The organism is Streptomyces sp. ERV7, from assembly GCF_001653515.1.
GTDB lineage: Bacteria > Actinomycetota > Actinomycetes > Streptomycetales > Streptomycetaceae > Streptomyces.
Window position 1 is genome coordinate 286,120 of record NZ_LYOY01000001.1, and the last position, 26,197, is coordinate 312,316.

A 26,197-nucleotide genomic window follows, 5' to 3' on the forward strand; every position below is an offset into this window, starting at 1 on the left:
GCCACGAAAGGAACCAGTGCTCATGGCCCCCACTCCGGCTGATGTCGTTGGGAGCTCCTACAACAAGCTCGTGGACGGGCGCCTCACACAGATTCACCCGGCAGGCAAGGACGCCGACGCGGTGGCCCATCTCGTGCACAACCAGTTCCGCACGCTGATGCTGAGCGAGCCTTACCCTTGCCTCGGTGGCAGCGCGGCCGTCCGCCAGGGCAACTACGCCCTGGGAGTGTACTCGTCGCTCGGGTCGGCAGAGGCGGTCGCGCGCTGCACGGAGGACCTCATGGGGTTCCTCGACGAGCATCCCGCGGCCAGCCATCCCGTGGCGGCGCTGGTGGCAGTTTTCGACGGTCCTGTACACATCGACGAGGAAGGCTTCGAGCGGTCCCTGTGGGCTCAGCTACAGGGCATGCGCCGGCTGGACGGGTCCCGTCCGGGCGCGACGGTGACTGAGCCGGTTCGCGTGACCGAACAGGACGAGGGGTTCGTCTTCTCCGGCCGCCCGTTCTTCGTCGTCGGACTGCATCCCGCGGCCTCGCGCTGGGCCCGCAGATTCGCCTGGCCGACGCTGGTCTTCAACAGCCTGACGCACGACGAGTACCTGCGTCGCAGAGGCCAGTACGAACGGATGCAGACCAAGATCAGGGAGCGGGACGCTCGTCTGCAGGGCTCGGTGAACCCGGCAGTCGACCTGCCCCAGGTCGCTCAGTTCTCCGGGCGCATGGTCGGGCCCGATTGGCAGTGCCCGCAATGACCAGAACCGGGACACCCGATCAGCAAGAAGACCGCCCTATGGGAAGGGTGATGCAATTATGAACGAAACAGGCTGGAATGTTCGCAATGTCGCGCTGGGTTCGGCCAAGTACCCCTACTACTACGGTTACGACTGCGCGGATCGCATCGCGCATGTCCTTGGCAGCTACGACGCCGACAGATTCCTCGTGGTGACCGATGACACGGTCCTGCAGACGCATGGCGAGGGGTTTCTTCGCGAGCTGGCCCGTTCGGCACCAGTGGAGATCCTGAGCAGACCGGCCGGCGAAGAGATGAAGTCCCTCGTCACGCTCGAAGCCCACCTGGAGCAGGCCGTCCGGGCCGGCGCCTCGCGCCGCTCGGTCGTCGTGGCCTTCGGCGGCGGAGTACCCGGCAACCTCGGCGGCCTGCTGGCCGCTCTCCTGTTCCGGGGAGTGCGCCTGGCCCATGTTCCGACCACCACCGTCGCCGCGATGGACTCCACCCTCTCCCTGAAGCAGGCCGTCAACAGCCGACAGGGAAAGAACCATTTCGGCACTTACCACCGCCCCGAGGCCATCCTCACCGACGTGCAGTTCCTTCAGACCCTGCCGGCCCGGGAACTCAGGTCGGGTCTGTCCGAGGCCACCAAGAACTGCCTGGCGATCCGCCCCCGGTCCATACCGGAACTGCGTGACCGGATCACCCAAGGACAGCTGCACTCGCCCGGGACCCTGCAGTGGCTGCTTGAAGTGAGTCTGGACGCCAAGGCATTCGCCATGTCGAAAGACACCAAGGAACAGGGGCCCGGCCTCGTCCTGGAGTACGGACACACGGTGGGCCACGCCGTGGAGCTCTGCGATCAGCGGCTTCGTCGCTCCCGAGGCATTTCGCACGGCGAGGCTGTGGCGTTCGGCATGATCGCAGCGGCCCGTGTCTCCGCCCGACTCGGCGGCCTTGACGCCGACGGCGTCGCCCTGCACGAGGAGCTGGTGGGCGCCCTTGGAGCACCCTTGCGCGTGCCCCAGGGGCTGCGCCTCGCGGACATCATGGCGGTCGTCCGCGCCGACAACAAGCGCGGCTACCTCGCGCTCCAGGACCACGAGACGGCCATGGTCCTGCTGAGCGCGCCGGGCGCACCTATGGGAGAGCCGCGCAACCCACTGGTCGCGGTCGATCTGGCCGTGGTCGAGGACGTACTCACCGACCTGCTCGAACACGACGCCCCACCCTGGCCGACCCAAGAAACCCCAACGAACGGAGTGCTGCATCGATGACGTACAAACAGAGTTTCGCTCACTGGTCGTTCACCCAGGACCGCGCGCCTCAGCCCGGCCTCCTTGCGGCAGCCGCCGGCATCGGCTATTCCGGCGTCGACTTCCTGCCGTCCGAGCTGTGGCCCCAAGCGCACGACCTCGGCCTGGAACTGGTCATCATCGACGGGCACGAGCCCCTGGAAGTGGGGTTCATCGACCGCTCCCATCACGGCCAGCTGCAAGACCAGGTGCGTCGTGCTCTCGACGCAGCAGCGACGAACGGCGTACGCAACCTTTCGGTGGCCTCGGGCGACCGCGGCCCGAACACCGCCGAGGACGCCCTTTCCGCATGCGTCGAAGGGCTCGTCCCGCTGGCCGCCGAAGCAGAGGCCGCAGGTGTCGGGCTGCTCCTGGAACCGCTGAACACTAAGGTCGACCACCCCGGACACGAGTGCGACCGCACAGCGTGGGCCGCGGAGGTCGTCGACCGTGTCGGCTCGCCAGCCCTGCGCATCCTCTACGACTTCTACCACGCGCAGATCATGGAGGGTGACCTGCTGCGGACGGTTGAGGCCAACCTCCCCAAGATCGGTCACTTCCACACGGCTGGCGTCCCCGGCCGCCACGACATCGACGACCGGCAGGAAGTCAACTACAGGGCCATAGCCAACGCACTGCGCGACCACGGCTACACCGACTACGTGGCACACGAGTTCATTCCGCGCGCCGATCCGGTCGAGGCCCTGCGGCACGCGCATTCGGTGTTCACACTGTCGTAGCCGTACCAGGCTCCCAACTCGGATCATCCCGCATCACCAGGCATATCAGGAAAGTGAGCATGAAAGCTCTTCAGTTCTCGGGAAGTTCGCAAGCAAAACTCGTCAACCTCGAACTCGGCCCGCTCCAGGTCGGCTGGGCACGCGTCCAGGTGCACTACAACAGCGTGTGCGGCAGCGATCTTGCCCTGTACGCCGGCAATTGGCACGGCCACCGCTACCCCATCGTGCCCGGCCACGAATGGTCAGGCATCGTCACCGAGGTGAACGGCCCCGGGGATCACTGGGTCGGCCAGCGGGTGATCGGCGATCTCATCCACGCCTGCCGCGTCTGCCCTCCCTGCCGTGACGGACTGCCCGTGATGTGCGAGTCCCTGACGGAACTGGGGTTCACCGTCAACGGCGGATGTGCCGAGTACGTGGACGTACCGACTGAGAACCTATACAGCCTCCCCGACGAACTGGACCTTGCCACTGCCTGCCAGGTGGAGCCGACCGCGGTCGCACTGCACAGCGTGGCCCGCGCGGGGATTCAGCCGGGTGAGCGCGTCGCAGTGCTCGGCTGCGGCGGCATCGGCCTCCTGATCATCCAGGCCGCGCAGTACGCGGGCGCCGCCGTCGAGCTCGCCACAGATCCAATTGAGTTCCGGCGCGGTGCGGCCCTCACCGTAGGAGCAAGCCGCACCAGTAACACGGACGCCGCTGCGTATGCGCAGCTCTCGGACGAACGGTTCGATGTGGTCTTCGAGGCCTCGGGGGCTCCCCAGTCCGTGGCACAAGCCCTCGGCCTTCTCCGTCCCGGCGGTCGAGTGATCTCCGTCGGCTACCGGGTCGGCGCCAGCCACCCCATCGAAACAGCCAAGCTCCCCCTGCTCTACGCGAGTCTGATCGGTGTCATGGGCCCGGGTGGCAAGTACCGGGAAGCCATCTCCCTGCTGACTCGCGGAGGCATCGACACCAAACCCCTCCTCACCGACTTCGTCGCCCTGGAGGGACACGAGGCTGCCCTGGCCCGCGCTGTCGAGAGGAAGCCGGGCACCATCCGCGTCGTGTTCGACCTGCTGGGAGGCGGCAGCCATGGCTGAACTCGCCATCAACGGCGGACCGCGCATCAGCTCCGACGACTGGCCCCACTGGCCGGAGCAGACGCCGACCACCGTGGACAACGTGCTAGCCGTCCTCGGCAACCCCCGGTGGGCCATCTCCGGGCCACGGCTCGACCACCCTGGCTTCGAGGAGAGATTCGCCGGAGAGTTCGCTCGCTACCTCGACGTGGAGCACTGCGTGCCGACCGCCAACGGGACCTCCAGCCTCCTGATCGCGCTGGAAGCCCTCGGCATCGGCGCTGGCGACGAGGTGATCGTCCCGGGACTGACCTGGGTCGCCTCCGCCTCCACCGTGATGGCGGTAAACGCATTCCCGGTGATCGTCGACGTCGATCCGCAGACCATGTGCATCGACCCCGAAGCTGTTCGCGCCGCCATCGGCCCCAAGACCCGGGCCATATCCATCGTCCACCTCTACAGCAGCGTCAGCGACCTTGACGCGCTGCGCGACCTGTGCCAGCGCCACGGCCTCGCGCTGATCGAGGACTGCGCCCAGGCGCACGGGGCGGAGTGGAACGGGCGCAAGGTCGGTGGGTGGGGCGATGTCGGCACCTTCAGCATGCAGCAGGTCAAGCTACTGACCGCAGGCGAAGGCGGCTCGGCCGTCACCCGCGACCCTGAGCTGTACCGCCGCATGTACCAGCTTCGGTCCGACGGGCGCTCCCGTGTGACGAACCCCCGGCCAAACGAGATGGAACTCTCCATGACCGGCGAAGTGATGGGCTCCAACTACTGCATGTCGGAGCTGGCCGCCGCCGTACTCTCCGGACAACTACGGGAGCTGCCTGCCCAGAACGAGCATCGCGCCAGCAACGCCCGCGCCCTCGACACGCTCTTGGAAGCTATCCCTGGCGTAACGCCCGTCGCCGCGCTGCCGCAGGTAACCCAACGCACCTACTACTACTACACCTTCCGCATCACCCCGGACGCTTTCGCCGGACACAGCGCCGAAACGGTCGCGGCAGCGCTCCAGGCTGAGACCTCAGCCCCCTTCCAACCGGTCTACCCTCCCTTGCCCCGGCACCCCTTGCTCCGGCCGGCGACCAAGCGGCGCTACGACGCCATCCCGGGCATCGAGAAGATCACGGGCCAGTCACTGCCAGGAGCCGAGACGGCGCACCGCGAGCACGTGACCCTGCACCACTCAGCGCTGCTGGCCGACCCCGGGCGCATGACGGATCTGGCCGAAGCCATCGTCAAAGTCCAACGCAATGCCGGCGACCTCCGTGCTTCGGCCATGACCTCGGACAACCCGCTATGACCTTGGATGCCCGCCCCGCCTCCGCAGGGCTGGACCAAGCACCGCTCTCCTTCCAGCAGGAGGAGATGCTGCGCAACATTGACCGATACCCGGCCGTGGCGGCCAAGTACGACGATGTCTTCGTCTTCCGCCTCGGTGGCGACGTGGACCTGGGCTGCCTGGCCGCTGCCGTCGCCGGCCTGGCCGAGCGCCATGGGGTACTGCGCTCCACCATTGCCTACCACGGTCAGGAAGGGCAACAGGTCGTCCAGCAACCCGGGGTCATCTCCCTCAGCGAGACGGAGCACGCGCACAGTTCGCTCGATGACGTCATACGAGAGTTACTCGACAACCGTTACGCGACCGTGGCGGCGCTGGAGGGACGCCCGCTGTTTCGCCCGCGTCTGCACCGGCTGGACTCCACGCTGCTCTTCTCCGTCACCATCCACCATCTTGTGCATGACGGATGGTCGATCGTGCTGCTGTGGCGCGACCTGTCCGAGCTATACGCGGCGCGGCTAGGCCGCCGGGCAGCCGACCTGCCTGCCCTGTCCTTCGACTACGCCGAATTCGCCCGCCAGCAACATGCGGCGTGGCCCGAGGCCGCCGCCCGGCAGATTCCCCACTGGAGGGAACTGCTGGCTGATTGCACGGGGGAGGTCGCCTGGCCGCTCCCACAAAATCCCCCCAGGAACTCGCCCCTGGAGTACGAACGGATCCCCTTCACCGTCGACTCCACCGGCCTGCAGGCCCTTCGCCGAACGGCACGAGAAGAGCGAGTATCCCCCTTCCTGGTACTCCTGGCCGCCACCGCCAGCGCCATTGCCCGGGTGACCGGCCAACGTGACCTCGTGCTCGGCACCGACACAGCCAGTCGCGAAGACCCTCTACTCCAACACCTCATCGGCCATCTCCTCAACACCCGTCTCACCCGCGTACAGCCCCAGGCCGGACAGTCACTGGCGGAGCTGGTCCAAGCGCTGCGCGAGCCGTGGTTCGCCGCCGCTCGGCATGCCGACGTCTACAGCGACCGCGTCCTGCAGGCGACCGGGACCACGCACTTCATCCCGGTGCAGATGCCGAGCCTCTCCCCGGAGTGGGAGGCGCAGTACGCCACCGGTCTCACCCTGGTGGGATCGACGGTCACGCCCGTGCCAGTCACCACGAAGTTGCAGTCCTGGAGAAGTTTCGCGGTGCTGTGGCTGCACGACGGTGCCGGATTCAGAGCAACCATCTACCACCGTCCCACCGTCGTGGACCACAGCACTGCGGATGCGGTGCGCGCGGAGATCCTTGCACTGCTCCAGAACCCCTCCGCGCCACGCTGAGCACTACGGAACACCCAGACAGGAGACGACGACATGCGCATGCGCATGCTGCTGGAGTCCGACGTCCCTCCCGGCCGCCTGGTCCTGTGGCGGGTGGCCCCCGGCACCGTCGCTGCGGCCCAGGAGGCCCCCGAACACCCCGCACCGCCGTCCTTCGTTCAGGAGGAGCATCTGCGCCAGGCTCTCGTCCGCCGCAGCCACGGCCGCAGACAGCCGCGCTGGCACGCCGGAGCGGTCGAGATCGCCGGAACGGTCGCGCCCGCAGCACTGGAACATGCCCTCACCGGGCTACTGGAGCGCCACGACACCCTGCGCAGCGGCTTCCGGACAGACGGCACCCGCATACACCGCTTCCTGATGGCGCCGCACGTCATCGCACTGGTCACCGAGGACGCCGGAGAATTCGACACCTCTGCCGCGCTGTGTGAGCACCTGGCGAGCTACTTCGACGATGCCATCCGCACCCTGGAATGGCCCGCCTACACCTTCGCCGCGGTACTGCGGGACTCCTCGGCCACACTCTTGGCCGCCTTCGATCACTTGAACAGTGACGCGTACTCGGTGGCGACCGCGATGCGGGAAGTCCACGAGCTGTACACAGCGCACGTCGAGGACCGTCCTCCCGCCCTCGAACCGGCTGCCAGCTACCTCGACTTTTGCGCTGCCCAGCGGCAGGACCCAATTCCCGGTGAGGAAGTTGCCGCCGCCGTCTCACACTGGGCCGCGTTCCTCTCCGACGGACTGCTCCCACAGGCCCCCATCGAGCCGGACGTCGCCTCGGGGCCAACGCCTACGCTGGTCAACCAAGAATTCGAGTTCCTGAACCACTCGATCGTGGCGGCCTTCGAGAAGTGGTGCCGACGAAATGGTCAGACCCTGTTCACCGGGCTTCTTGCGGCCCTGGGCCAAGCGTCCTTCGCCATCGCCGGGCGCAGCGTCTTCCGAACCATCGTCCCTCTGCAAACGCGGAAGGATCCGGCCGCGCCATCGCTGGGCTGGTACATCAATGCGGCTCCCATCCGGTTCACCGTCTCGTCGAGGGACTCATTCGAATCGACCCTGGCGGACGCCGGGACGGCCACCCGGGCGGCCCTGCACCACCTGGGTGTCCCTTTCGAACGCGTCGAGTACGAGCTGGACGGGGAGCTGATCGTGCAGTCCGCCTTCTGGACGTCGTACCTCGACTTCCGGCCGCTACCCGGCACCCGTCACCAAAAGCCTGTGGAGGCACAGCTACTGACCGGAAACCGGTCCGGTACAGGCATCGACCTCTTCCTGAACCGGACAGAGGCCGGCCTGAGCGTACGAGCCCGCCTTCCGGATGTCGAGGCCACACGAGGAAACGTCGCGGCCTATCTGGCGGCGTTCACGGAGACCGTCACCACCTTTGCCTCATGACCCCGCGCCGACGCGCGACCCCGGAGGAGTCCATGCACAGCAGCCGCATCCGCACCCACGCGCAGGCAGTCTGGGCCAAAGTTCTCAGTACCGACGTCGACGACACCACGGACTTTTTCGAGTCGGGCGGCCATTCGTTCGCGGCGATGCGCATCACCGTGCTACTCGATGAGGCGTTGCAGACACGCACTGAGACACAGCTGCTCTTCGACTATCCACTGTTCGCGGACTATGTCGCGGCTCTCACCACATCGTTGGACGCCCCCTCCCTGGATCCGGCCGACCGGCCCCAGCAGTAACCCTCGCCTTTCTGGAGAACGATCTCTGTGACTGTCCCTGCCGTCCCACCGGCGATACCGGGTGACGGCCCCCCTACGGAGCACACCCACGCCGTATGCGTCCGGCTGCCTGCGACCACGGACACCACCGTGCTGCCCACTGCCTGGCGGGAAGCTGTGCAAAAGGCACTGCCGGGCAGAGGTGGCCACGCCATGCGCCAAGTGGACATAGCTGCCGATGCCGAATCCCACACCGGGCTGCGCTGTCGCAACGAGGAGTTGTATCGGCCACTTCCAACGGGCTCGATGGTGGACGGTGTGCTGCTCCGCTATGCCGACGGCCCCACAGATATGGTCCTGATTGCCTGCCGGGCCGTGCTGGACGCGCCCTCGCTACGTGCCCTGGCCGACGCCACCACCGGTGTCGTGGCACCCGAAGCTCTGGAGCCCGCACCTGCGCAGCGAGTGCTGCGCACACCTACCTGCTCGGCCGTCCGAGGGCGGCGGGATTTCGCGGCAGGCTTCGGAAGCGGGCAATGGGCGGCATCGAACCCAGCCGCGACTGACCGCACCGGCGTCATCCGTACCTCTCTGAAGGGCGAATCCCGCGATGTCCTTGCGCCGCTGGCCGTGGCCGCCGGCATCGCGCTGGGCCGGTACGAGGATCAGCGGCACCCCGTTATCGGCGCCGTACCTGGCGCAGCCCCCCGTCAGCGGTACTCCCTGGGCGGGGCGGATTTTGCCATGCTCCTGGACTTCGACCTGGATGCTGCCACCGACACGGCCGAGCTGATCGTCGAGGCCCGCCACCGTTTGGCCGCCCCGGACGACCACTGGGATCCCACCCGCTTCCGGACTGCGGCCGAGGCAGACGTCGGCCGGGTAATGGTGGGGTTCCTCCCTGAAGCCCGGACCGGTGAACTGCCTTGCCAGACGGCCCCTTTCCCGCTCACTCTCGTACCTCGGCGACATTCCGACGATTCGCTCGAACTGGAGGCCCACTACCGGCTGCGTGATGTGGACCCAGACACGGCTGAGCGGTTCGTCCGACATGCCGCACACGTTTACGAGCAAATCACTCAGACCACCGGGTCGCCGACACCGGACGACGTCGAGCTACTCGACTCGGACGAGCGGCGGGCCGTGGTGGCCGCTGGCGGGAGCCGTGCGTCCGCCCTCTCAATCGCCGAGCGCATCGACACGATGTTCGCCGCCCAGGCTGCTGAACGCCCCGACGCCGTAGCCCTACGCAGTGAGGGCCGCTCACTGACCTATGCGCAGCTGCAAGAACGCGCCCGCCGCTGCGCCGCCGGGTTGCGGGCGCTGGGCGTCGTACCTGGCGACCGCGTGGGACTGCTGCTTGGCAGATCGCCAGATCTGATCGTCACCATCTTGGCAGTGCTCCAGGCTGACGCCGTTTACGTGCCGATGGATCCGGCCTATCCGGCCGACCGACTCGCGCACACTATGGCGGATGCGGGTGTCCGGGTCGTTGTGTCCGACCGCGACGACGGCCCCGATGTCCCGGGCATACCTGTCGTTCGCCCTGCGGAAATCACCGCACAGGTGCCCTCGGCGAGCCTTCCCGCACCGCGGGGCGGCGCCGATTCGCCTGCTTACGTCATCTACACTTCCGGCTCCACCGGCCAGCCCAAGGGCGTAGTGGTCCCGCACCGCGGCGTGGTGTCCCTGATCGCCGCGACCCAGGAGGACTTCGCCCTGTCGCCGGACGACGTGTGGACGCTCTTCCACTCCAGTGCCTTCGACTTCTCGGTCTGGGAGATCTGGGGGGCTCTGCTCACTGGCGGAACCCTCGTCGTGGTGCCGTACTGGGTATCGCGCTCGCCCGAGGAGTTCCACCGCTTGCTGGTCGACGAAAGGGCCACGGTGGTCAGCCAGACCCCCACCGCCTTCATGCAGTTGGCGGAGGCGGACCGTTGGCTCGGCGGTGCGGACCTCGCGCTGCGCCTGGTCATCTTCGGAGGTGAACCGCTGGACGCCCGGTCGCTGGGCGGATGGCTCGACCGCCACCCAGCAGCCGAGTGCCGTCTGGTGAACATGTACGGCATCACCGAGACGACCGTCCACGTCACCGCCCACACCCTCACCCGGCACGACGTCCAGAACGGCACCCGGTCGGTGGGCCGCGTGCTTCCCGGCTGGCGGGTGTACGTACTGGACAAGCGGCTGCGGCCCGTCCCCTTCGGTGCGCCAGGAGAGATCTACGTCGCGGGTGCGGGGGTGGCCCTGGAATACCTGGACCGCCCTCAACTCACCCGCGACCGCTTTCTGCCCGATCCCTGGGCGGGCGGACTGATGTACCGCAGTGGCGACCGGGGGCGGCTGCGTCCTGACGGCGTCCTCGAGCACCTTGGCCGACTGGACGACCAGGTGAAACTTCGGGGTTTCCGCATCGAACCGGACGAAATCAGTGCCGCGCTACTGGCCGACCCTGCCGTCGTCTCGGCTGCCGTAGTACTCGAAGAAACCATCCCCCGCGACCCCGCCGGCCGCCAGATCGCTGCCTACGTAGTGTTGTCGAGGGGAGAGGCGAGTGATGTCCGCCGACGGCTGGCCGCCGTACTGCCGGAGTTCATGGTGCCGGCCAGCGTAACTGCCCTTGACGCCCTCCCTCTCACACTCAACGGCAAGCTCGATCGCAAGCGGCTCCCCTTCACAGCCGCCCAGCGGGCGGAGTCTGGTGGGCGCGGCCGGGCCGCGGCAGACGGAGGATGGCTGCTCCGTGACCTTCTGACCGTCTGGGAGGACGTACTGCAGGTACCGATCGGGCCACACGACAACTTCTTCGAGACCGGCGCGAACTCACTGCACGTCATGCGCGTCTCGACCGCGCTGCGCGAACGGGGCCTGCCCACCGTCCCTCTACGGCAGTTGTACCTCCACCCGACGGCAAGCCGGTTGGCCCGGTTCTTGGACAGCGGCTATGGGCACCACGAAAGCGAGGCCGGGCAGTCATGACCACCCCCACCGGACAGCACATGCCCAGCGCCAACACGGCGCACGGCAACGGGTTCGCCTACCTCGACCTGGACCACGCCCTGGGCATCATCGACCGGCAGCTCAGCCGACTCGGCGGGACGCGCACCGGGACCCCCATCACCGTCAAGTGCTGGAGTGTGTCTCTGGTCCTTGAAGTCCCGACCGACCGGGGGCCTCTGTGGTTCAAAGCAGTGCCACCACTGTTCGCCCATGAGGGACGCGTAACGCACTGGATCTCGCATCTGCTCCCCGGACTCGTACCGGAGGTCGTTGCCTTCGGACCCGGCTGGTTGCTCACCACCCCGCTCCCGGCTGAGCTCGGGAACCCGATCGGCCACCCCCTGGACGCCGTGGCCGACCTCCAGCTGGCGACCGTCGGCCAGGAGGACGAGATCCTGGCTCTTGGCTGCCCCGACCGCAGGCTTCCAGTGCTGCTTGCCGACATCACGGGACTCGTGCGGCGAACCGACCTGCTGCCAGTCACCGACCGCCATGAACTGGCCGCACAACTGGGGTTGCTGGATCGGCTCTGCCAGGCCATCGACAGGCGCGCCATGCCCGCTACGCTGATACATGGTGACGTCAATGGGGAGAACTCCCGCTGGACAGCCCACGGCTGGATGCACATCGACTGGACGGACGCCTGCCTAGCCCATCCATGCGTTGACCTCGCCCAACCACTCCTGGGCGCCGACGACCGGCTGAGCCGTACCGTCGAAGCAGACTTCTACCAGGCTTGGGCCACACGCGTGCCGCCGCACGACCTAGCGGTCGTCCGCGCCGCCTCGCCGATCCTGGGCGCCGCTCACCAGGTAGGAACATACCTTCGGATCATCGACGAGGTGGGCCCGGCCGACGACCACGCGCTGATGCTGCGGCTCTGGGCGCGCAGACTCACGGCCGCCTTGGCAGCCTCGCAAACCGATCGCATTCTGCAAGGAGAGATCCGATGACTCCGGCACGCACTCCCGGCAACGGGGTGCTCCTGCTACGCGCCCTGAGGACGGCGGGCCTGCCGGTCGTGCTCGCGCTCACCGTCCTGCTCGTTGTCGACGCCGTGGTACCGGCGGCCGTAGCCCTCGGCGTCGGCACAATCGTGGACCGTCTGGACACGACGAACATCGATGAGCTGACCTCCGCCGTCGCACTGCCTCTGGCCGCCTACGGCGCGACGCTCTTCGTCGGCTATGTGGCGGAGGTTTTCCTCAAACCCCTGGAGTTCGTCGCCGCAGCGCGCATCGACGGCCGCCACCGGGCTGAGATCATGCGTCTGACTACGGGGCACCCCTCGATCGCGCCGCTGGAGACCCCCAGTGTCCAGGCGCTGATCCGTGAGGCCGGGGCGGAACCGGACCATGGTGTGACCCCGCCTTCCCAGGGAGCTCTCACACAACTGCGCTGGCTCACCCGGCTGATCGGCGCAGCGGCAGCGGCGGCCGTCCTGGCCCGGTACAGCTGGTGGCTCGCCCCGACGCTCCTGATCCCTGCGGCGGCCGGCCTGTACATCCGCAGTCGACAGTACTTTGCGGCGATCCGCGCGCTCGGAGCTGCGCTCCAAGAGGAACTGCACGCTGATGTGTGGCGCAGCGCGGCGACTTCCGCTGCCGAGGGCAAGGACGTGCGCGTCTTCGGTTTCGCCGACTGGATGGTGGAGCGTATGCAAAGCCACATCCACAAGGGCAATGCGCCCTTCTGGGGGCATGTGATTCGGGTGGCGCGGCAGTCCTGGCTGCAGTTCGGCCTCGCCCTCATCGGTCTGCTGCCCGTCTATGTCGCGGTCACCTACGACGCGGCCCACGGCCGAACCCCCATCGATGTACAGACCGCCGTGCTGGTCGCCGCCTGGTCGCTGTTCCAGGCACTGGGCACTGGCGAGGAGGTGTACCGAATGGTCAGCGCCGGCCGTGTGCTGCGCGCCAGGGAGGAATTGCGGGACCACATGGCTCTTCCCGAACCGCAGAAGCCTACGCCGGTTGACCTCCCGCCAGCGGCGAACGTGTACGCCAATCCGCCTCATGTCCGATTCGAGAACGTCTCATTCACGTATCCAGGGACCGACCGAAGGATCCTCGACCGGCTCGATCTTGAGATTCACCCCGGCGAGTTGCTCGCCGTAGTCGGCCTGAACGGCGCGGGGAAGTCCACCCTGATCAAACTGCTGGCAGGTCTGTACGAACCCGACTCTGGCCGCATCACCGCCGATGACACGGAGGTGCGGACTTTGGGCTGGGAGGCCTGGCGCACCCACGTCTCTGTGGTCTTCCAGGACTTCGTCCGCTACGAACTACCGGCGGCCGACAATGTCGCCCTTGGCCAGGCGAGCGAGCCAGCCGACCTGGCCGCAGTGCAGGCCGCCGCGACGGAAGCAGGATTCGACGACGTCCTGGAGCGGTTGCCCGACGGCTGGGACACCCCTTTGGCGCGCAGCCGCACCGGAGGAGTCGACCTATCAGGCGGCCAGTGGCAGCAGGTCGTCCTTGCCCGGGCGCTGTACTCAGTGCGCAAGGGCGCACGATTGCTTGTTCTCGACGAACCGACTGCTCACCTCGATGTACGGACCGAGTTCGACGTCTTTCATCGACTCGCCCAGCACCGCGGCAACACCAGTGTCGTACTGATCTCGCACCGTCTGTCGACCGTGCGGCAGGCCGACCGGATCGTCCTGCTCGACGGAGGCCGCATCACCGAGACCGGCACTCACGATGAGCTGATCGCCCTAGGCGGCGCCTACGCGGACTTGTTCGCTATCCAGTCCGAACGCTTTCAGCAGGATCTCGACGATTCTGCAGACGGCCTGCCCACCGAAGGGAGCCTGCTGTGAGGCGCTACATCGCCTTGTGGGCCGAGCTGTTTCGTATGTCCTGGCGCCGCGTCCCCGGTCTGACCGCCGGCGCGCTGGCAGCACTGGCCGGTCAGGTGGTCACCGTCGCAGCCACGGCCCTCACGCTGCGGGCAGTGGTGAACGCCACCTCCCGGGGCGCGGTAACTGCGGCGGTGCTGTCAGCGATCGGCGCGGCGGTGGCCTACGCCCTGATGCTGGTGGTGCAGGAACTCACCGACAGCCTGATACTGACGGCCTCAGACCAAGTCGGAAGACTCGAAGTCCATCCCTGGGTCCACCGGGAGCTCGCGACACTGGACGGCTTGGAGCACCTGGAACGTACGGACTACCTGGACCGCGTCACCGTGGTGCGTAAGGCGGGCGGCCGCCTCGTCGGCGGCATGTGGAGCGCCCTGCGCTCGGTGTCCAGCCTGCTGCGTTTGGTCGTCACCCTCCTGCTGCTGGGCAGCATCAGCCCGTGGCTCCTGTTGCTCCTGCCAGCCGCAGCGATACCCGTGGTGTGCGACCGCCGGGGGCTGAGGGCTATCACGCACGCGGAGCTGGCCACGGCCGAGCCGTACCGCCTGCAGCAGCATCTATTCGACCTGGCTACGCGACCGGCTAGCGGGAAGGAGATCCGGGTGTCCGGCGCCGCCAGTGACATCGTCCGCCGACAGGCGGCCGCCTGGGACTCGGCTATGCGCCGGCGGCTCAACGCCCAGGTGGTGGCAGCAGCCTGGAAGCTCGCGGGCTGGACGCTCTTCACCGCCGCCTTCATCGGCGGCCTCGTCCTCGTCGTCCACCGAACGGCCCAGGGACACGGCACCGTCGGGGATCTCGTACTCCTGGTGACCGTCGCAGCGACCTTCCGGCAGACGGTCCAGTCCGCGGTGGACAGCACCACCACTGCGGCCGGAGCGGGCCAGTACATCGAACCGTTCCTGTGGCTGCGTGAGTACGCCGCCCAGCACTCCGCCGGCCGTTCGCCCCGCGAACCCGCGCCGCGACTGACCCGTGGCATCGAGCTGGAGAACGTCTCCTACACCTATCCGGGAACGGACCGCCAAGCACTTACTAACATCAGCGTGACGCTACCGGCCGGATCCATTGTGGCCATCGTGGGCGAATACGGCTCCGGCAAGACAACGCTGGTGAAGATGCTCTGCAAGTTCTACGGACCGGACGGGGGCCACATACTCGTCGACGGCGAGAACCTGGACAAGATCGACACAGCGGCCTGGCGCGCCCGTTCCACGGCAGCGTTCCAGGACTTCGGACGATTCCACACCACCCTCGCCAACACCGTGGGCTTGGGCGACCTAGCCCACCTGGAAGACCGGGACCGCATCGCGGACGCTCTGCGTGAAGCAGCGGCAGACGACATTCTCGAGCAGCTGCCAGCAGGCCTGGACACCCTGCTGGGCCGGGAGCTCGGTGGAACGGATCTGTCCGAAGGGCAGTGGCAGCGCTCCGCGCTGGCCCGGGCCTCGATGCGGACCGACCCGCTACTGTTCATCCTCGACGAACCGACGGCATCCCTCGACGCACCCAGCGAACAGGCAATCTTCCAGCGCTACATGAAGCGCGCTCGCGATCTCGCGACTCGCACCGGTGCCATCACAGTGATCGTCTCGCACCGATTCTCCACCGTCACAGGCGCCGACCTCATCCTGGTACTGGAAAAAGGCCACCTGAGCGAACGCGGCACTCACGCCGAGCTCATGGACATAGGAGGCCGTTACGCGGAGCTGTACGGCATCCAAGCTCATGCCTATCGGGCTTCGTAGCTTTCGTGCCCCGTACTGCACAGCGCATCGTGTCGGGCTCCGAATGGCCTCGACCGTCCGGCTCGAAGTAACCGCCAGCCTCTGTGCCGCTGCGCCTTGCATCGGCACCGGCCCCGGCTAGTCGGCGTCACCTCCGCTACGCCCACTACATGTAGCGGGCGTAGCGGAGTGCAACAGTCTGGTCGGGTGGGCAGAAGCGCAGGATGGTTTTGACCTGGTCGGCTGTACGCAGGGTGACGTGACACTGCTGCCACCTCGGCCTCGCCACCCAGGGTCCCCTCGGGGCGGTGACGCCAGTTGCGCTAGGGGGCGCCCGCGTTACAACTGGCGGCGGGGAGATCCCGCTACACCTGTACCAAGGCAGCCACCCTTTCCGCGTCGGCCTGCCAACCCGACAATTGCCTCGTCGGGGTCATGTCCCCGGCGCAGACCCAGCTGCCGGCCCTACTCGCCGTCGAACTGGACGCCCTGGCCCGCGACGGGGGACTGCGCCCCCGCTGCCCCTAGGTGCAGCCGCAAGTACGCCTGTCCGCCTTGATGGCGATCCCCGCACCCGCGGGACCCGCGACGACGCGGATGGAAGTCAGCAGCGGCCGCCGACGCTACAGCCGCCGGCTCAATTTTCACGCCGGTGCAGGGCGTCATGCAGGGATATGGACACTGTGGTGGAAATCGGGGTCGTCCAGCTCCATGGCCAGGGCGGTCGATGCGGCAACCGACCGCTTCCGCTGCCTGCCGGTCCGACAGGCCGAGCAGGGTCTGCAGCACACGGACGGTGGCCGGCTGGGCGGGCGAGAGAGCGGGGCGTCCGTGGCATGGGCACCGGCCGGCGAAGTCCTCGTCGTGCCACAACCCGTCGGCGGTCTCTCACCCCCCCCATCACCGTCGTACCGCCTGGGTTGCTCGCCCGCGCGATCTGCACGGTCAGAGACGGGACTTGCTCAACGGAGTGGGGCGGGAGGGACAACGAGCACCTCGACAACTTCGTAGGTCGGCGGAGCTACCCGAGCATGCCCGTTGACCATGCTGCCGCACCGAGAAACCCCAAGATCGCCGACAGAGTCAAGCTCAGTGGTTAGACCGCAGCACACCATGCCTAGGCCGGCCCACCGCCGTACGGTCTCAGGCGACCTATGTCCGAGGTGCCCGATAGGTTGGTTACCTTCATACGAGCGGGAGGGCAACGGGTGGCGGAGCGAGGGGGGCAGGCGGCAGCAGATGGGTTCCAATACCAGTACCTCGTGACACTGGAAGCGCTTCTCGATGCCGCAGAAGACCGCTACTTCGGAGTGGCTGCAGCGCTGATCGAACCCGCAATCACCCCGGATGAGGACTCGGCGGACCCCGACGCAATCGACTTCGAACTCGTCGACCAGCACCGCGGCAGCATCCATGCAACCCAGGTGAAGTCCGGCGGTCCAGGCACGGAGATGTCTGCTCCTGATGCGTTCGGAATCCTGCTTCGGATGATCCGCGCACGGCCGCGGGCAGGGTCGTATCGACTGATCACGAACATGCGGCTCCACCCCAAGGCGGTGCAGCTGAACCAGACCTTGAGCGTCCACGATCCACACGAGCTCCGCGAGCACCTTCAGCGGTTGATGGAGCGCGGACGCTGGCGAGACGAGCCGGCGGGCATGAGCGATGACGAGCTACACCGACTGGGGCGCGCACGAATCTCGGTGGATTCCAGGCAGCGATATCAACTGCGGGAACAGCTGCGGGAACGCATGCGGCGACTCCGCAACGAGCATTGCCGCGGTCTTGGCCATGAGTCTGCCGGCCGACTTACGAACTATCTGGCATTCGAGATCCACCGTCGCGCTTCAGGCGAGTTCGACGGCGTATTCCCCCTGGCGGAGTTCCGCGAGGAGCTCCTGACTCCCGGTCGCCATCTGGCCTATGAACTCGGCGGGTTCGACTGGGGGATCATGGTGGGGGCAGTGCCCACCGCACCAGATGTCCCCCGCCCGGATCTCATCGACCGTATCCGCGCGTCACTAACAAGTGGCGGACGGGAACGCACGGTTCCCACCTGCGCGCTGCTTGGCCCCTCCGGCATCGGCAAAACGAGTACCGCCGCCGACTACGCCTACGACATGGCCGACTCCTACGACCACATCTTCTGGGTGAACGGCGAGAGCAGCACCTCCTTGCACTCCTCGTTCCAGAGCATTCACGATTGGCTGCTCCGTCGCACGGGCAACGGCCCAGATACGGACAGCAGTCGACTCCGTGACCGGGTGCGCACGCTACTCAGCTCCTCAGCACGCCCCTGGCTCATGATCATCGATAATGTCGTCGACCGCCGTTTGGTGGATCCTTGGGTCCCGACAAGCGGGCGCGGCCACGTCCTCATTACATCGACCAACCAGGTCAGTTGGGCAACCCAGCGAGCCAAGGTAGCCATCCAGAGCATGACTCCCGATCAGGCCACGGAGCTGATCAGGATGCGCCTGCACCACGAGGGAGATTGGGATACCGTCAGCGAGCGGACTGCTGCGGCCCTCGCAGAACAGCTTGAGTGCTGGCCACTGGCGATAGAGCTCGCCTGCGGTCACCTTGCCGGTTACGAGTTCGGGCTCAAGGAAGCGGGCCGCTATCTGGAGCAGATCCGTGATCTGGCACTGAATGACCGAGCCGCCATCCCGCACGGGTACCCCGAGACGTTGGTCGGAGCCATCCGGTTGGCTCTGGAACGCCTGATGGGCAAGGAAGAGCTGCAGCCGGCATCCGAAGGCGCAGCCCACGCGCTCTTCCCCGCAGCCTATTTCGCCTCCCGGCAGATTCCGATCTGGCTCCTCTACTTCTCCACCCTGATGTCCAGCGACAACGCCGTCCGGTCGGGGCTTCGCCATCCGGCGGTCTTCGGCCCGCAGGCCAAGGTCCCTTTCACCGCCCACGAGATGCATCGTGCGCTTCGTGCCGAGTCACTGGCCCGGCGTGATGAACCCCTGTGCACGCTGCCTCAGCAGAAATGGTCCACCGCACACTGTGAAGGCGTCGACGACACGATCAACGTCAACGAGATCGTGCAGCACATCATCCGCTCGCTGGCGGAAGGCCGCACTGACGTGTCCGAGATCCTGAGCCGAGCTGCGTACCACGCTCAGGGATGGCTGACGGCGTTCATTGAGGCGAATGACGACAAGCATCTCCTGGCGATCCTGCCGCACGTGCAGAGCCTGGCCAGCCATGCCAGCCGACTGGGCATTGCCACGGATACGCTGGCGGTCATGTGGGGCAACCTGGCCGGTACCTACGTGCTGCGGGGGAAATTGGACGACGCCCGGCAGGCATTCGAGAACGAGCTGGAGTACCTGCTGAACCGCAAGGAACCGGCCCCCGGCCTCGAACTGAAGACCCGTTCCCAGCTCGCGGACGTACTGAGAAACACCGGAGAAGCATCGGCGGTGTGGCTGCCCCATCTACAACGCGCCCGAGACCTCGCCTTCCAACTGGCCGACTCCCGGCCCGAGGACGTGTCCATGGCCGTCACCAACTGCCTGACGGTGCTCAGCAGTCACACCGGCCGTGGCGTCCTGGAACCAGAGGTGCAAGCCCTCACAGCCGATTTCGCCTCCCTGCGCCAACGAATGCCGGCCACTGAGCCCTTGCGTATTCAGCGCGAGATCGGCCAGATCAATGACGCCCTCACGACCGGGCTCATGACCGACGAGGAAGTCGAGCAGCGCTGCCGAACGCTACTTGAGGATAACGGCCTTCGCGGCCCACAACGCCTCGAACTGACAGGACTCCTCACCGAGTCCCTGGCCTCTCAGCATCGATGGAACGATGCCCTGGAACACCTTCAAACCATTCACGCGTACGCGGTCGAGCAGACGATGCACCCGCAGGTGATCGCCAAGACCCTGCACAACGTGGGGCTGCGAGTGGGGCTGGCTGCCGCCTGCGGCGTGCCCGAATGCCGCACCGCATTCATGATCCTCATCGGCGAAGCCGACACACCACCCTCCCCCGAGTGCCAGCAGCTGCTATCACTTCTCGTCAGCATCACGGCGCGCATGGCGGTTGAACATCTCAGTCTCCAAGCAGGGGTGACCTGCATGCCCTTCAAGATGCAGACGCTGCGCCTCCTGGAAGCCGTGTGCGACCGGGAGCACGACGCAATTCGCGAAATCCACGAGGTCCTCAATGGTCTCGACGCGGCGGCACTCGCCCGGGAAGACGAGTTCGGTTGGCGGCTACTTTCCCAGGTCGTCTCCGCTTCCGCTGTCAGCATGAGGCTCAGCGGCGATTGAGCTGCTCACGCTTTCCCGGCGGACTCGAACCACGCGGTGCAGGTGGTCGAAAGTCCCCCTGCCGATGACAGCAGCCAGGCTCACACGGCGCCCTGGTGTCCGGCGGGAGTCCGGACACCTTGATGGTCTTGGCGCTCAGGCCCGCCCTGGGAAAGGCCAGCGCCACCACCCGCCGTAGTTGATAGGACGGGCCACCCGCGAGAGCGTCCTCCATTCTCCCGATCGCTCCCACGACTTCCCACTCCCAACCGCCCCTGCCGCCCGGGCCAGCAGCTACCAAGATCCGGACCACCCCCGGACCAGTCTCCGCCCGTGAGCCTTACAGGGTGCCATTTCCCCAGGTCAATAGGGGCGCATGTGCTGTACCACCAGCAGACGAAGAACTTGCTGGTGAGCTACTCGGCGAAGAAGCTGGGCTTCTTCTAGGGGCACAAGCAAAGGTGCCTGACCTGCGCTCTTGCAGGTCAGGCACCTTTGCTGCGCCCACTCGGAGCCGAACCGCACTATGGCGAACCTCCCGTTCCCTCCCACCGTTACCCCGCTCCTGACCAGCACTCCGCACTCGCCGCTCCAGCGCGGCCCTGGACACGCCAGTGGCAGTTAGTTAGGTTAGCCTTACCTCACTCGCATTGATCTGAGACCCCCGCCTCACGAGGAGTTGCCTTGAGTGCTGCCGCAGACGCCGCGCCGGCCGAGCTCACCCCCGCCGAACGCGTCCGCTCCCTGCTGGCCCAGGCCGTATCCCTGTCCCTCACCACGGAGGGGCAGGACTACGACCTGATCGGCATGCACTCCGTCGGCCCGAAGGGACGGATCTGCCTTCACCCCCCGGCGGACAGCCCGCTGTCGGCCCAGGTCGCCATGGCCCCTCACGGCAATCTCGCCACGCTGCTGGAGTTCACCGACGTCGCGGCGACCGCGGTGCGCGACCGGATCCGGGCGAAGGTGACGATCTCCGGCTGGCTCACCCCGGCCGGCGGAGGGCATGACGAGGGGCGGCTGCGCCTCGACACCGCGCGTGTGACACTGCGGACCACGGCGGGTTCGTTGGACGTCGGGCTCGACGAGGTCGCCCTCGCCGAGCCGGATCCACTCGCCGTCGACGAGGCCGCGATGCTGACACATCTGGCCGATGCGCACGGGGACATGGTGGCGGAGCTCGTGATCCGCGCCGGATCACAGCTGCCGCCCGGCATCCTCCGTACCGCTCCGCTCGCCCTGGACCGCCACGGCATCACCCTGCGCTGCGAATACCGCCGGGGTCACTGCGACCTGCGTTTCCCGTTCCCGGCTACGGCCCGTGACACGGCGGAGGCCGGCGAGCAGGTCCGGCAGCTCCTCACGGCTCCTCGCCGGTGCGCGAACCTGCAGCACTCCCCCTGGAGTCGATCGACTCGGGTGTAGTCCCGTCGGCGCGAACACCCCCAGGGGCTTGTGCCGCTGCCCCTGAGCCACCCTGGCCGCGCGCCCACCGGGCCCGGTCCGCGGCAAGCAGTCACGTGGCCGCACCCAAGCGGCGGCCGCGCGCACCCGGTTGCCGACGGGCCGCGCAGGCGGGACCAAGCGAGAGGTAGCTTAGGTTAGGCTAAGCTAATGATGGCCGCCCGCAGTGCAGTGGAATGCGCGACCGGGACAGTGACCGGGGCCGAGCAGCACAACACCCGCCAGGAAGTGTGAGCGCCGCACGCCGACGACAGCCACGGCACCGACCCGTGTCGACAACCCCCACACGAACAAAGAGAACGGAAGAACATGACCGTACGGGTCGCGGTGGCCGGTGCCAGCGGCTACGCGGGCGGTGAACTGCTCCGCCTGCTGGCTTCGCATCCCGCCGTCGAGATCGGCGCGGTGACCGCGCACACGAGTGCGGGCCGCCCGCTGGGTTCCGTACAACCGCAGCTGCCGACGCTCGCCGGCCGGATTCTGCAGGACACCTCCGCCGCTTCCCTGCGCGGCCATGACGTGGTGTTCCTGGCCCTGCCCCACGGACAGTCGGCGGCCCTGGCCCAGGAGTTGGAGCCCGGCACGCTCGTCGTGGACTGCGGCGCCGACTTCCGGCTGCGGGACCCGGCCGCCTGGAAGCGGTTCTACGGCTCCGCGCATGCCGGTACCTGGCCGTACGGACTTCCGGAACTGCCGGGAACCCGGGACGAGTTGGAGGGGGCCTCCCGGATCGCAGTGCCCGGTTGCTATCCCACCGCGGTCACCCTGGCGCTGTTCCCCGCCCACGCCGCCGGTCTCGTCGAATCCGAGGCCGTGATCGTCGCCGCCAGCGGGACCTCCGGCGCCGGGCGCTCGCTCAAACCGCACCTCCTCGGGGCCGAAGTGATGGGGTCCATGAGCCCGTACGGCGTCGGGGGCGGCCACCGGCACACCCCCGAGATCGCCCAGAACCTGTCCCGAGCGGCGGGCGAGCACGTCACGGTCTCCTTCACACCGACCCTGGCGCCCATGCCCCGCGGCATCCTCGCGACCTGCTCGGCCCGCCTCCGCCCGGCGGCGGGGGCCTTGGCCACCGCGTCCGAGGACGAGGTGCGCGCCGTGTACGAAGCCGCATACAAGGACGAGCCGTTCGTACGGCTGCTGCCGCCCGGGCAGTGGCCCGCCACCGCCGCCGTCCTCGGCTCGAACAGCGTCCAGGTGCAGATCGCCGTGGACCCCGAGGCCCGCAGGCTGATCTGCGTGAGCGCCATCGACAACCTGACCAAGGGCACCGCGGGTGGCGCGGTGCAGAGCATGAACATCGCCCTCGGCCTGCCTGAACGGCTGGGCCTGCCCACGAATGGAGTGGCTCCGTGAGTGTGACCGCCGCCCGGGGATTCCTCGCCTGCGGACTGGCCGCCGGTATCAAGGAGTCCGGTGACCCGGACCTGGCCCTGGTGGTGAACCGGGGGCCGTCGCGCGCCGCCGCCGGTGTCTTCACCTCGAACCGTGTGCAGGCCGCACCCGTACGCTGGTCCCGTCGCGCGCTCGCCGACGGCCGGATCTCCGCCGTCGTCCTCAACTCCGGTGGCGCCAACGCCTGTACGGGGCCCGGGGGCGCCGACGACACCCGGGAGATGGCCGAGCGCACCGCACGCGGCGTGGACGTGGCCGTGGACGAGGTCGCCGTGTGCTCCACCGGCCTGATCGGGGTCCGGCTGCCGATGGACCGGGTGACGGCCGGCATCGCCGCGGCCGCGGACCGGCTTTCGCCCGAAGGGGGCGAGGACGCGGCGATCGCCATCAAGACGACCGACTCGGTCCACAAGACGGCGGTCGCCACCGGGTCCGGCTGGACGGTGGGCGGTATGGCGAAGGGCGCGGGCATGCTCGCCCCCGGCCTGGCCACCATGCTCGTCGTCCTGACCACGGACGCCGACGTCAGCGCCGACGTGCTCGACTCGGCACTGCGCGAGGCGGTACGCACCACCTTCGACCGGGTGGACTCGGACGGCTGCATGTCCACCAACGACACCGTGCTGCTGCTGGCCTCGGGCGCCTCGGACATCACGCCCGCCGCCGCCGAGTTCGCCGCCGCCGTCCGGACCGTCTGCGACGACCTGGCCCGCCAGCTCATCGGCGACGCCGAGGGCGCCTCCAAGGAGATCGAGGTGGCGGTCGTCGGCGCGGCCTCGGAGGCGGACGCCGTCGAGGTGGGCCGCTCCATCGCCCGCAACAACCTCCTCAAGTGCGCGCTGCACGGCGAGGACCCGAACTGGGGCCGGGTGCTGTCGGCGATCGGCACGACGTCCGCCGCCTTCGACCCCGATCGTCTGGATGTGGCGATCAACGGCGTGTGGGTGTGCCGGGACGGCGCCGAGGGCGAGTCCCGGGACGAGGTCGCCCTGTCGGACCGCCGGATCACCATCACCGTGGACCTGCGCTCCGGTGACTCCTCCGCCGTCGTCTGGACCAATGACCTGACGGCCGAGTACGTCCACGAGAACAGCGCGTACAGCTCATGAGCGGGGCGGGGGCGACGGAGACGAAGCGCGCGACCACTCGGCCCGAGGCAGCCGAACCGCCGTGGCGCGAGGAGCTCCAGGGCCGTACGGTCGTCGTCAAGTTCGGCGGCAACGCCATGGTGGACCCTTCGCTGCACCGGACGTTCGCCCAGGACGTGGTGGAGCTGCGGCAGGCGGGGCTGCGGCCCGTCGTCGTACACGGTGGCGGCCCGCAGATCAGCTCGCTGCTCGACCGGCTCGGTCTGGAGACGCGCTTCGAGGCCGGGCTGCGGGTGACCACGCCGGAGACGATGGACGTCGTACGCATGGTGCTTACCGGCCGGGTCCAGCGGGAGCTGGTGGGGGCCATCAACGCCCACGGGCCGTTCGCCGTGGGCCTGTCGGGCGAGGACGCGCACACGATGACCGCGGTGCGGCGCCCGGCCTGGGTGGACGGCCGACCGGTGGACATCGGGCTGGTCGGTGACATCGTGGCCGTGGAAGCCGCCACCATCGGCGCGCTCCTGGAGCAGGGCCGCATCCCCGTGGTCTCCCCTGTCGCCCGGGGCGAGGACGGCCAGGTGTACAACATCAACGCCGATCTCGCGGCGTCGGCACTGGCCGTGGCCCTCGGGGCGGACCGGCTGGTCATGATGACCGACGTCGAGGGGCTGTACGCGGACTGGCCGCACAGCACCGAGGTCATCGGCCGTCTGACGGCCGGTGAACTGGACGCCCTGCTGCCCGGTCTGGCGAGCGGCATGCTCCCCAAGATGGAGGGCTGTCTGCGGGCCGTACGAGCGGGCGTCCCCCGGGCGCAGGTCGTCGACGGCCGGGTGCCGCACGCGCTGCTGCGCGGGGTGTTCACCGAACACGGACCCGGCACCACGGTGGTACCCGATGAGAAATCCGGGTCCGAAAGGCTCGGCGGCATGGAGGACGACGCGTGACCCCCGACAGCACGACCCCCCTCACCGACCGCTGGCGCGCGGTGATGATGGATACGTATGGCACTCCCCCACTGGCGCTGGTCAAGGGCGAGGGCAGCACGGTGTGGGACGAGGACGGCCGCGCATACACGGACTTCACCGGCGGGATCGCCGTCAATGCCCTCGGGCACGCGCATCCGGCCCTGGTCACGGCCGTACGGGAGCAGGCCGGACGGCTCGGCCACACGTCGAACCTGTTCATCACGGAACCGTCCGTCACGCTCGCGGAGCGGCTGCTGGACCTGCTGGGCAGGCCGGGCAGGGTGTTCTTCGCGAACTCCGGCACGGAGGCCATGGAGGCCGCTTTCAAGATCGCCCGCCGCACCGGGCGTCCGCACCTGGTCGCGTCCGAGGGCGGGTTCCACGGGCGCACCATGGGGGCACTGGCCCTCACGGGTCAGCCGGCCAAGCGCGCCCCGTTCCTGCCGCTGGCGGCGGAGGTGACGCACGTCCCGTACGGCGACGCGGCGGCGCTCCGCGCGGCCGTCACGGAACGGACCGCGGCCGTCGTCCTGGAACCGGTGCAGGGTGAGGCAGGGGTCGTTCCGGCGCCCGAGGGGTATCTGCGGGCCGCCCGTGAGATCACCCGGGCGACGGGCAGCCTGCTCGTCCTGGACGAGGTGCAGACCGGGATCGGACGCACCGGCCACTGGTTCGCGCACCAGGCGGACGACGGCGTGGACCCGGACGTGATCGCTCTGGCCAAGGGGCTGGGCGGCGGCCTGCCGATCGGCGCCGTGGTCGCCTGCGGTGCCGCCGCCGACCTCCTGACCCCCGGTCAGCACGGCTCCACCTTCGGCGGCAATCCGATCGCCTGCGCGGCCGGGCTCGCCGTCCTGGAGACCATCGAGAAGGAGGGCCTGCTGGCCCGCGCCGCGCGCGTGGGCGAGCGGCTGGGACGCGGTATCGAGGCAGTGCGGCACCCCCTGGTCCGCGAAGTGCGGGGCGCGGGGCTGCTGCTGGGCATCGTGCTCGCCGAGCCGGTGGCAGCGCGGGTGCAGCGAGCGGCGCAGGACGCCGGGTTCCTGGTGAACGCCGCGGGCCCGGGCGTCATCCGGCTGGCCCCTGCCCTCACGCTGCGGACGGAACAGGCCGATGCCCTGGTGGCGGCACTGTCCGCGATCCTCGACTCCGCGTACGACGACAGCGATCTCGCGCACGCATGACGGCCCAGGCCGGGTGGCGGGGCCACCCGGCCTGGCACCGCGGGCACCGTCCGCCGTCGCGGTAGCGAAAGGCAGGGGCGAAATGCAGGGGCGGGCTCCTCACGGGGCCCGCCCCCTCGTCGTCCACGGTGTCCG

Annotated in this window: 18 protein-coding genes; all 18 read left to right on the plus strand. The window is 68.2% G+C overall.

Going from position 1 to position 26,197, the window contains the following annotated elements; genetic code table 11:
• Positions 1–22: 22 nt before the first annotated feature.
• The 18 genes from gntA to A8W25_RS01345 all read left to right on the plus strand — a co-directional run bounded on the left by gntA (position 23) and on the right by A8W25_RS01345 (position 26,062).
• Complete coding sequence (gntA, locus tag A8W25_RS01260; RefSeq protein WP_158942353.1) at positions 23–751, plus strand: guanitoxin biosynthesis heme-dependent pre-guanitoxin N-hydroxylase GntA; 729 nt, start codon at positions 23–25, stop codon at positions 749–751.
• Between the two features lie 58 nt (positions 752–809).
• Positions 810–2,006, plus strand: coding sequence for an iron-containing alcohol dehydrogenase (locus A8W25_RS01265; RefSeq protein ID WP_067154356.1), 1,197 nt, complete (start codon positions 810–812; stop codon positions 2,004–2,006).
• Positions 2,003–2,764, plus strand: coding sequence for a TIM barrel protein (locus A8W25_RS01270; protein ID WP_067154359.1), 762 nt, complete (start codon positions 2,003–2,005; stop codon positions 2,762–2,764). The genes A8W25_RS01265 and A8W25_RS01270 overlap by 4 nt, the downstream gene beginning before the upstream one ends.
• 59 nt (positions 2,765–2,823) lie before the next feature.
• Positions 2,824–3,846: a zinc-dependent alcohol dehydrogenase gene (locus tag A8W25_RS01275; RefSeq protein WP_067154362.1), complete on the plus strand. Its 1,023-nt coding sequence runs from the start codon at positions 2,824–2,826 to the stop codon at positions 3,844–3,846.
• Positions 3,839–5,128, plus strand: coding sequence for a DegT/DnrJ/EryC1/StrS family aminotransferase (locus tag A8W25_RS01280; protein ID WP_067154365.1), 1,290 nt, complete (start codon positions 3,839–3,841; stop codon positions 5,126–5,128). Before A8W25_RS01275 ends, A8W25_RS01280 begins: the two co-directional genes overlap by 8 nt.
• Positions 5,125–6,435, plus strand: a complete 1,311-nt coding sequence (locus A8W25_RS01285; protein WP_067154368.1) for a condensation domain-containing protein — start codon at positions 5,125–5,127, stop codon at positions 6,433–6,435. Before A8W25_RS01280 ends, A8W25_RS01285 begins: the two co-directional genes overlap by 4 nt.
• Positions 6,436–6,468: 33 nt before the next feature.
• The gene (locus tag A8W25_RS01290) at positions 6,469–7,833 is read left to right on the plus strand and encodes a condensation domain-containing protein (protein WP_067154371.1); all 1,365 of its coding nucleotides are present in this window, start codon (positions 6,469–6,471) and stop codon (positions 7,831–7,833) included.
• Between the two features lie 32 nt (positions 7,834–7,865).
• Complete coding sequence (locus A8W25_RS01295) at positions 7,866–8,132, plus strand: phosphopantetheine-binding protein (RefSeq protein ID WP_158942355.1); 267 nt, start codon at positions 7,866–7,868, stop codon at positions 8,130–8,132.
• A gap of 192 nt (positions 8,133–8,324) precedes the next feature.
• Positions 8,325–11,090 carry an amino acid adenylation domain-containing protein gene (locus A8W25_RS01300; protein ID WP_234386094.1) on the plus strand — a complete coding sequence of 922 codons (2,766 nt, stop codon included), beginning with the start codon at positions 8,325–8,327 and terminating at the stop codon, positions 11,088–11,090.
• Positions 11,087–12,064: a phosphotransferase gene (locus tag A8W25_RS01305; RefSeq protein WP_067154380.1), complete on the plus strand. Its 978-nt coding sequence runs from the start codon at positions 11,087–11,089 to the stop codon at positions 12,062–12,064. Before A8W25_RS01300 ends, A8W25_RS01305 begins: the two co-directional genes overlap by 4 nt.
• The gene (locus A8W25_RS01310) at positions 12,061–13,932 is read left to right on the plus strand and encodes an ABC transporter ATP-binding protein (protein ID WP_067154383.1); all 1,872 of its coding nucleotides are present in this window, start codon (positions 12,061–12,063) and stop codon (positions 13,930–13,932) included. Before A8W25_RS01305 ends, A8W25_RS01310 begins: the two co-directional genes overlap by 4 nt.
• Complete coding sequence (locus A8W25_RS01315; RefSeq protein WP_067154386.1) at positions 13,929–15,719, plus strand: ABC transporter ATP-binding protein; 1,791 nt, start codon at positions 13,929–13,931, stop codon at positions 15,717–15,719. The genes A8W25_RS01310 and A8W25_RS01315 overlap by 4 nt, the downstream gene beginning before the upstream one ends.
• A 1,241-nt stretch (positions 15,720–16,960) precedes the next feature.
• Positions 16,961–19,981, plus strand: coding sequence for an NB-ARC domain-containing protein (locus A8W25_RS01320; RefSeq protein WP_158942357.1), 3,021 nt, complete (start codon positions 16,961–16,963; stop codon positions 19,979–19,981).
• 663 nt (positions 19,982–20,644) lie between these two features.
• Positions 20,645–21,385, plus strand: a complete 741-nt coding sequence (locus A8W25_RS01325; RefSeq protein WP_067154392.1) for a DUF2470 domain-containing protein — start codon at positions 20,645–20,647, stop codon at positions 21,383–21,385.
• A 348-nt stretch (positions 21,386–21,733) separates the two neighbouring features.
• Positions 21,734–22,780 carry an N-acetyl-gamma-glutamyl-phosphate reductase gene (gene argC / locus A8W25_RS01330; RefSeq protein WP_067154396.1) on the plus strand — a complete coding sequence of 349 codons (1,047 nt, stop codon included), beginning with the start codon at positions 21,734–21,736 and terminating at the stop codon, positions 22,778–22,780.
• Positions 22,777–23,928 carry a bifunctional glutamate N-acetyltransferase/amino-acid acetyltransferase ArgJ gene (gene argJ / locus A8W25_RS01335; RefSeq protein ID WP_067154399.1) on the plus strand — a complete coding sequence of 384 codons (1,152 nt, stop codon included), beginning with the start codon at positions 22,777–22,779 and terminating at the stop codon, positions 23,926–23,928. Before argC ends, argJ begins: the two co-directional genes overlap by 4 nt.
• Complete coding sequence (argB, locus tag A8W25_RS01340; RefSeq protein WP_079125738.1) at positions 23,925–24,857, plus strand: acetylglutamate kinase; 933 nt, start codon at positions 23,925–23,927, stop codon at positions 24,855–24,857. Before argJ ends, argB begins: the two co-directional genes overlap by 4 nt.
• Entirely contained in the window at positions 24,854–26,062 is a 1,209-nt protein-coding gene (locus tag A8W25_RS01345; RefSeq protein WP_267890359.1) for an acetylornithine transaminase, read from the plus strand. Before argB ends, A8W25_RS01345 begins: the two co-directional genes overlap by 4 nt.
• Positions 26,063–26,197 lie beyond the last annotated feature (135 nt).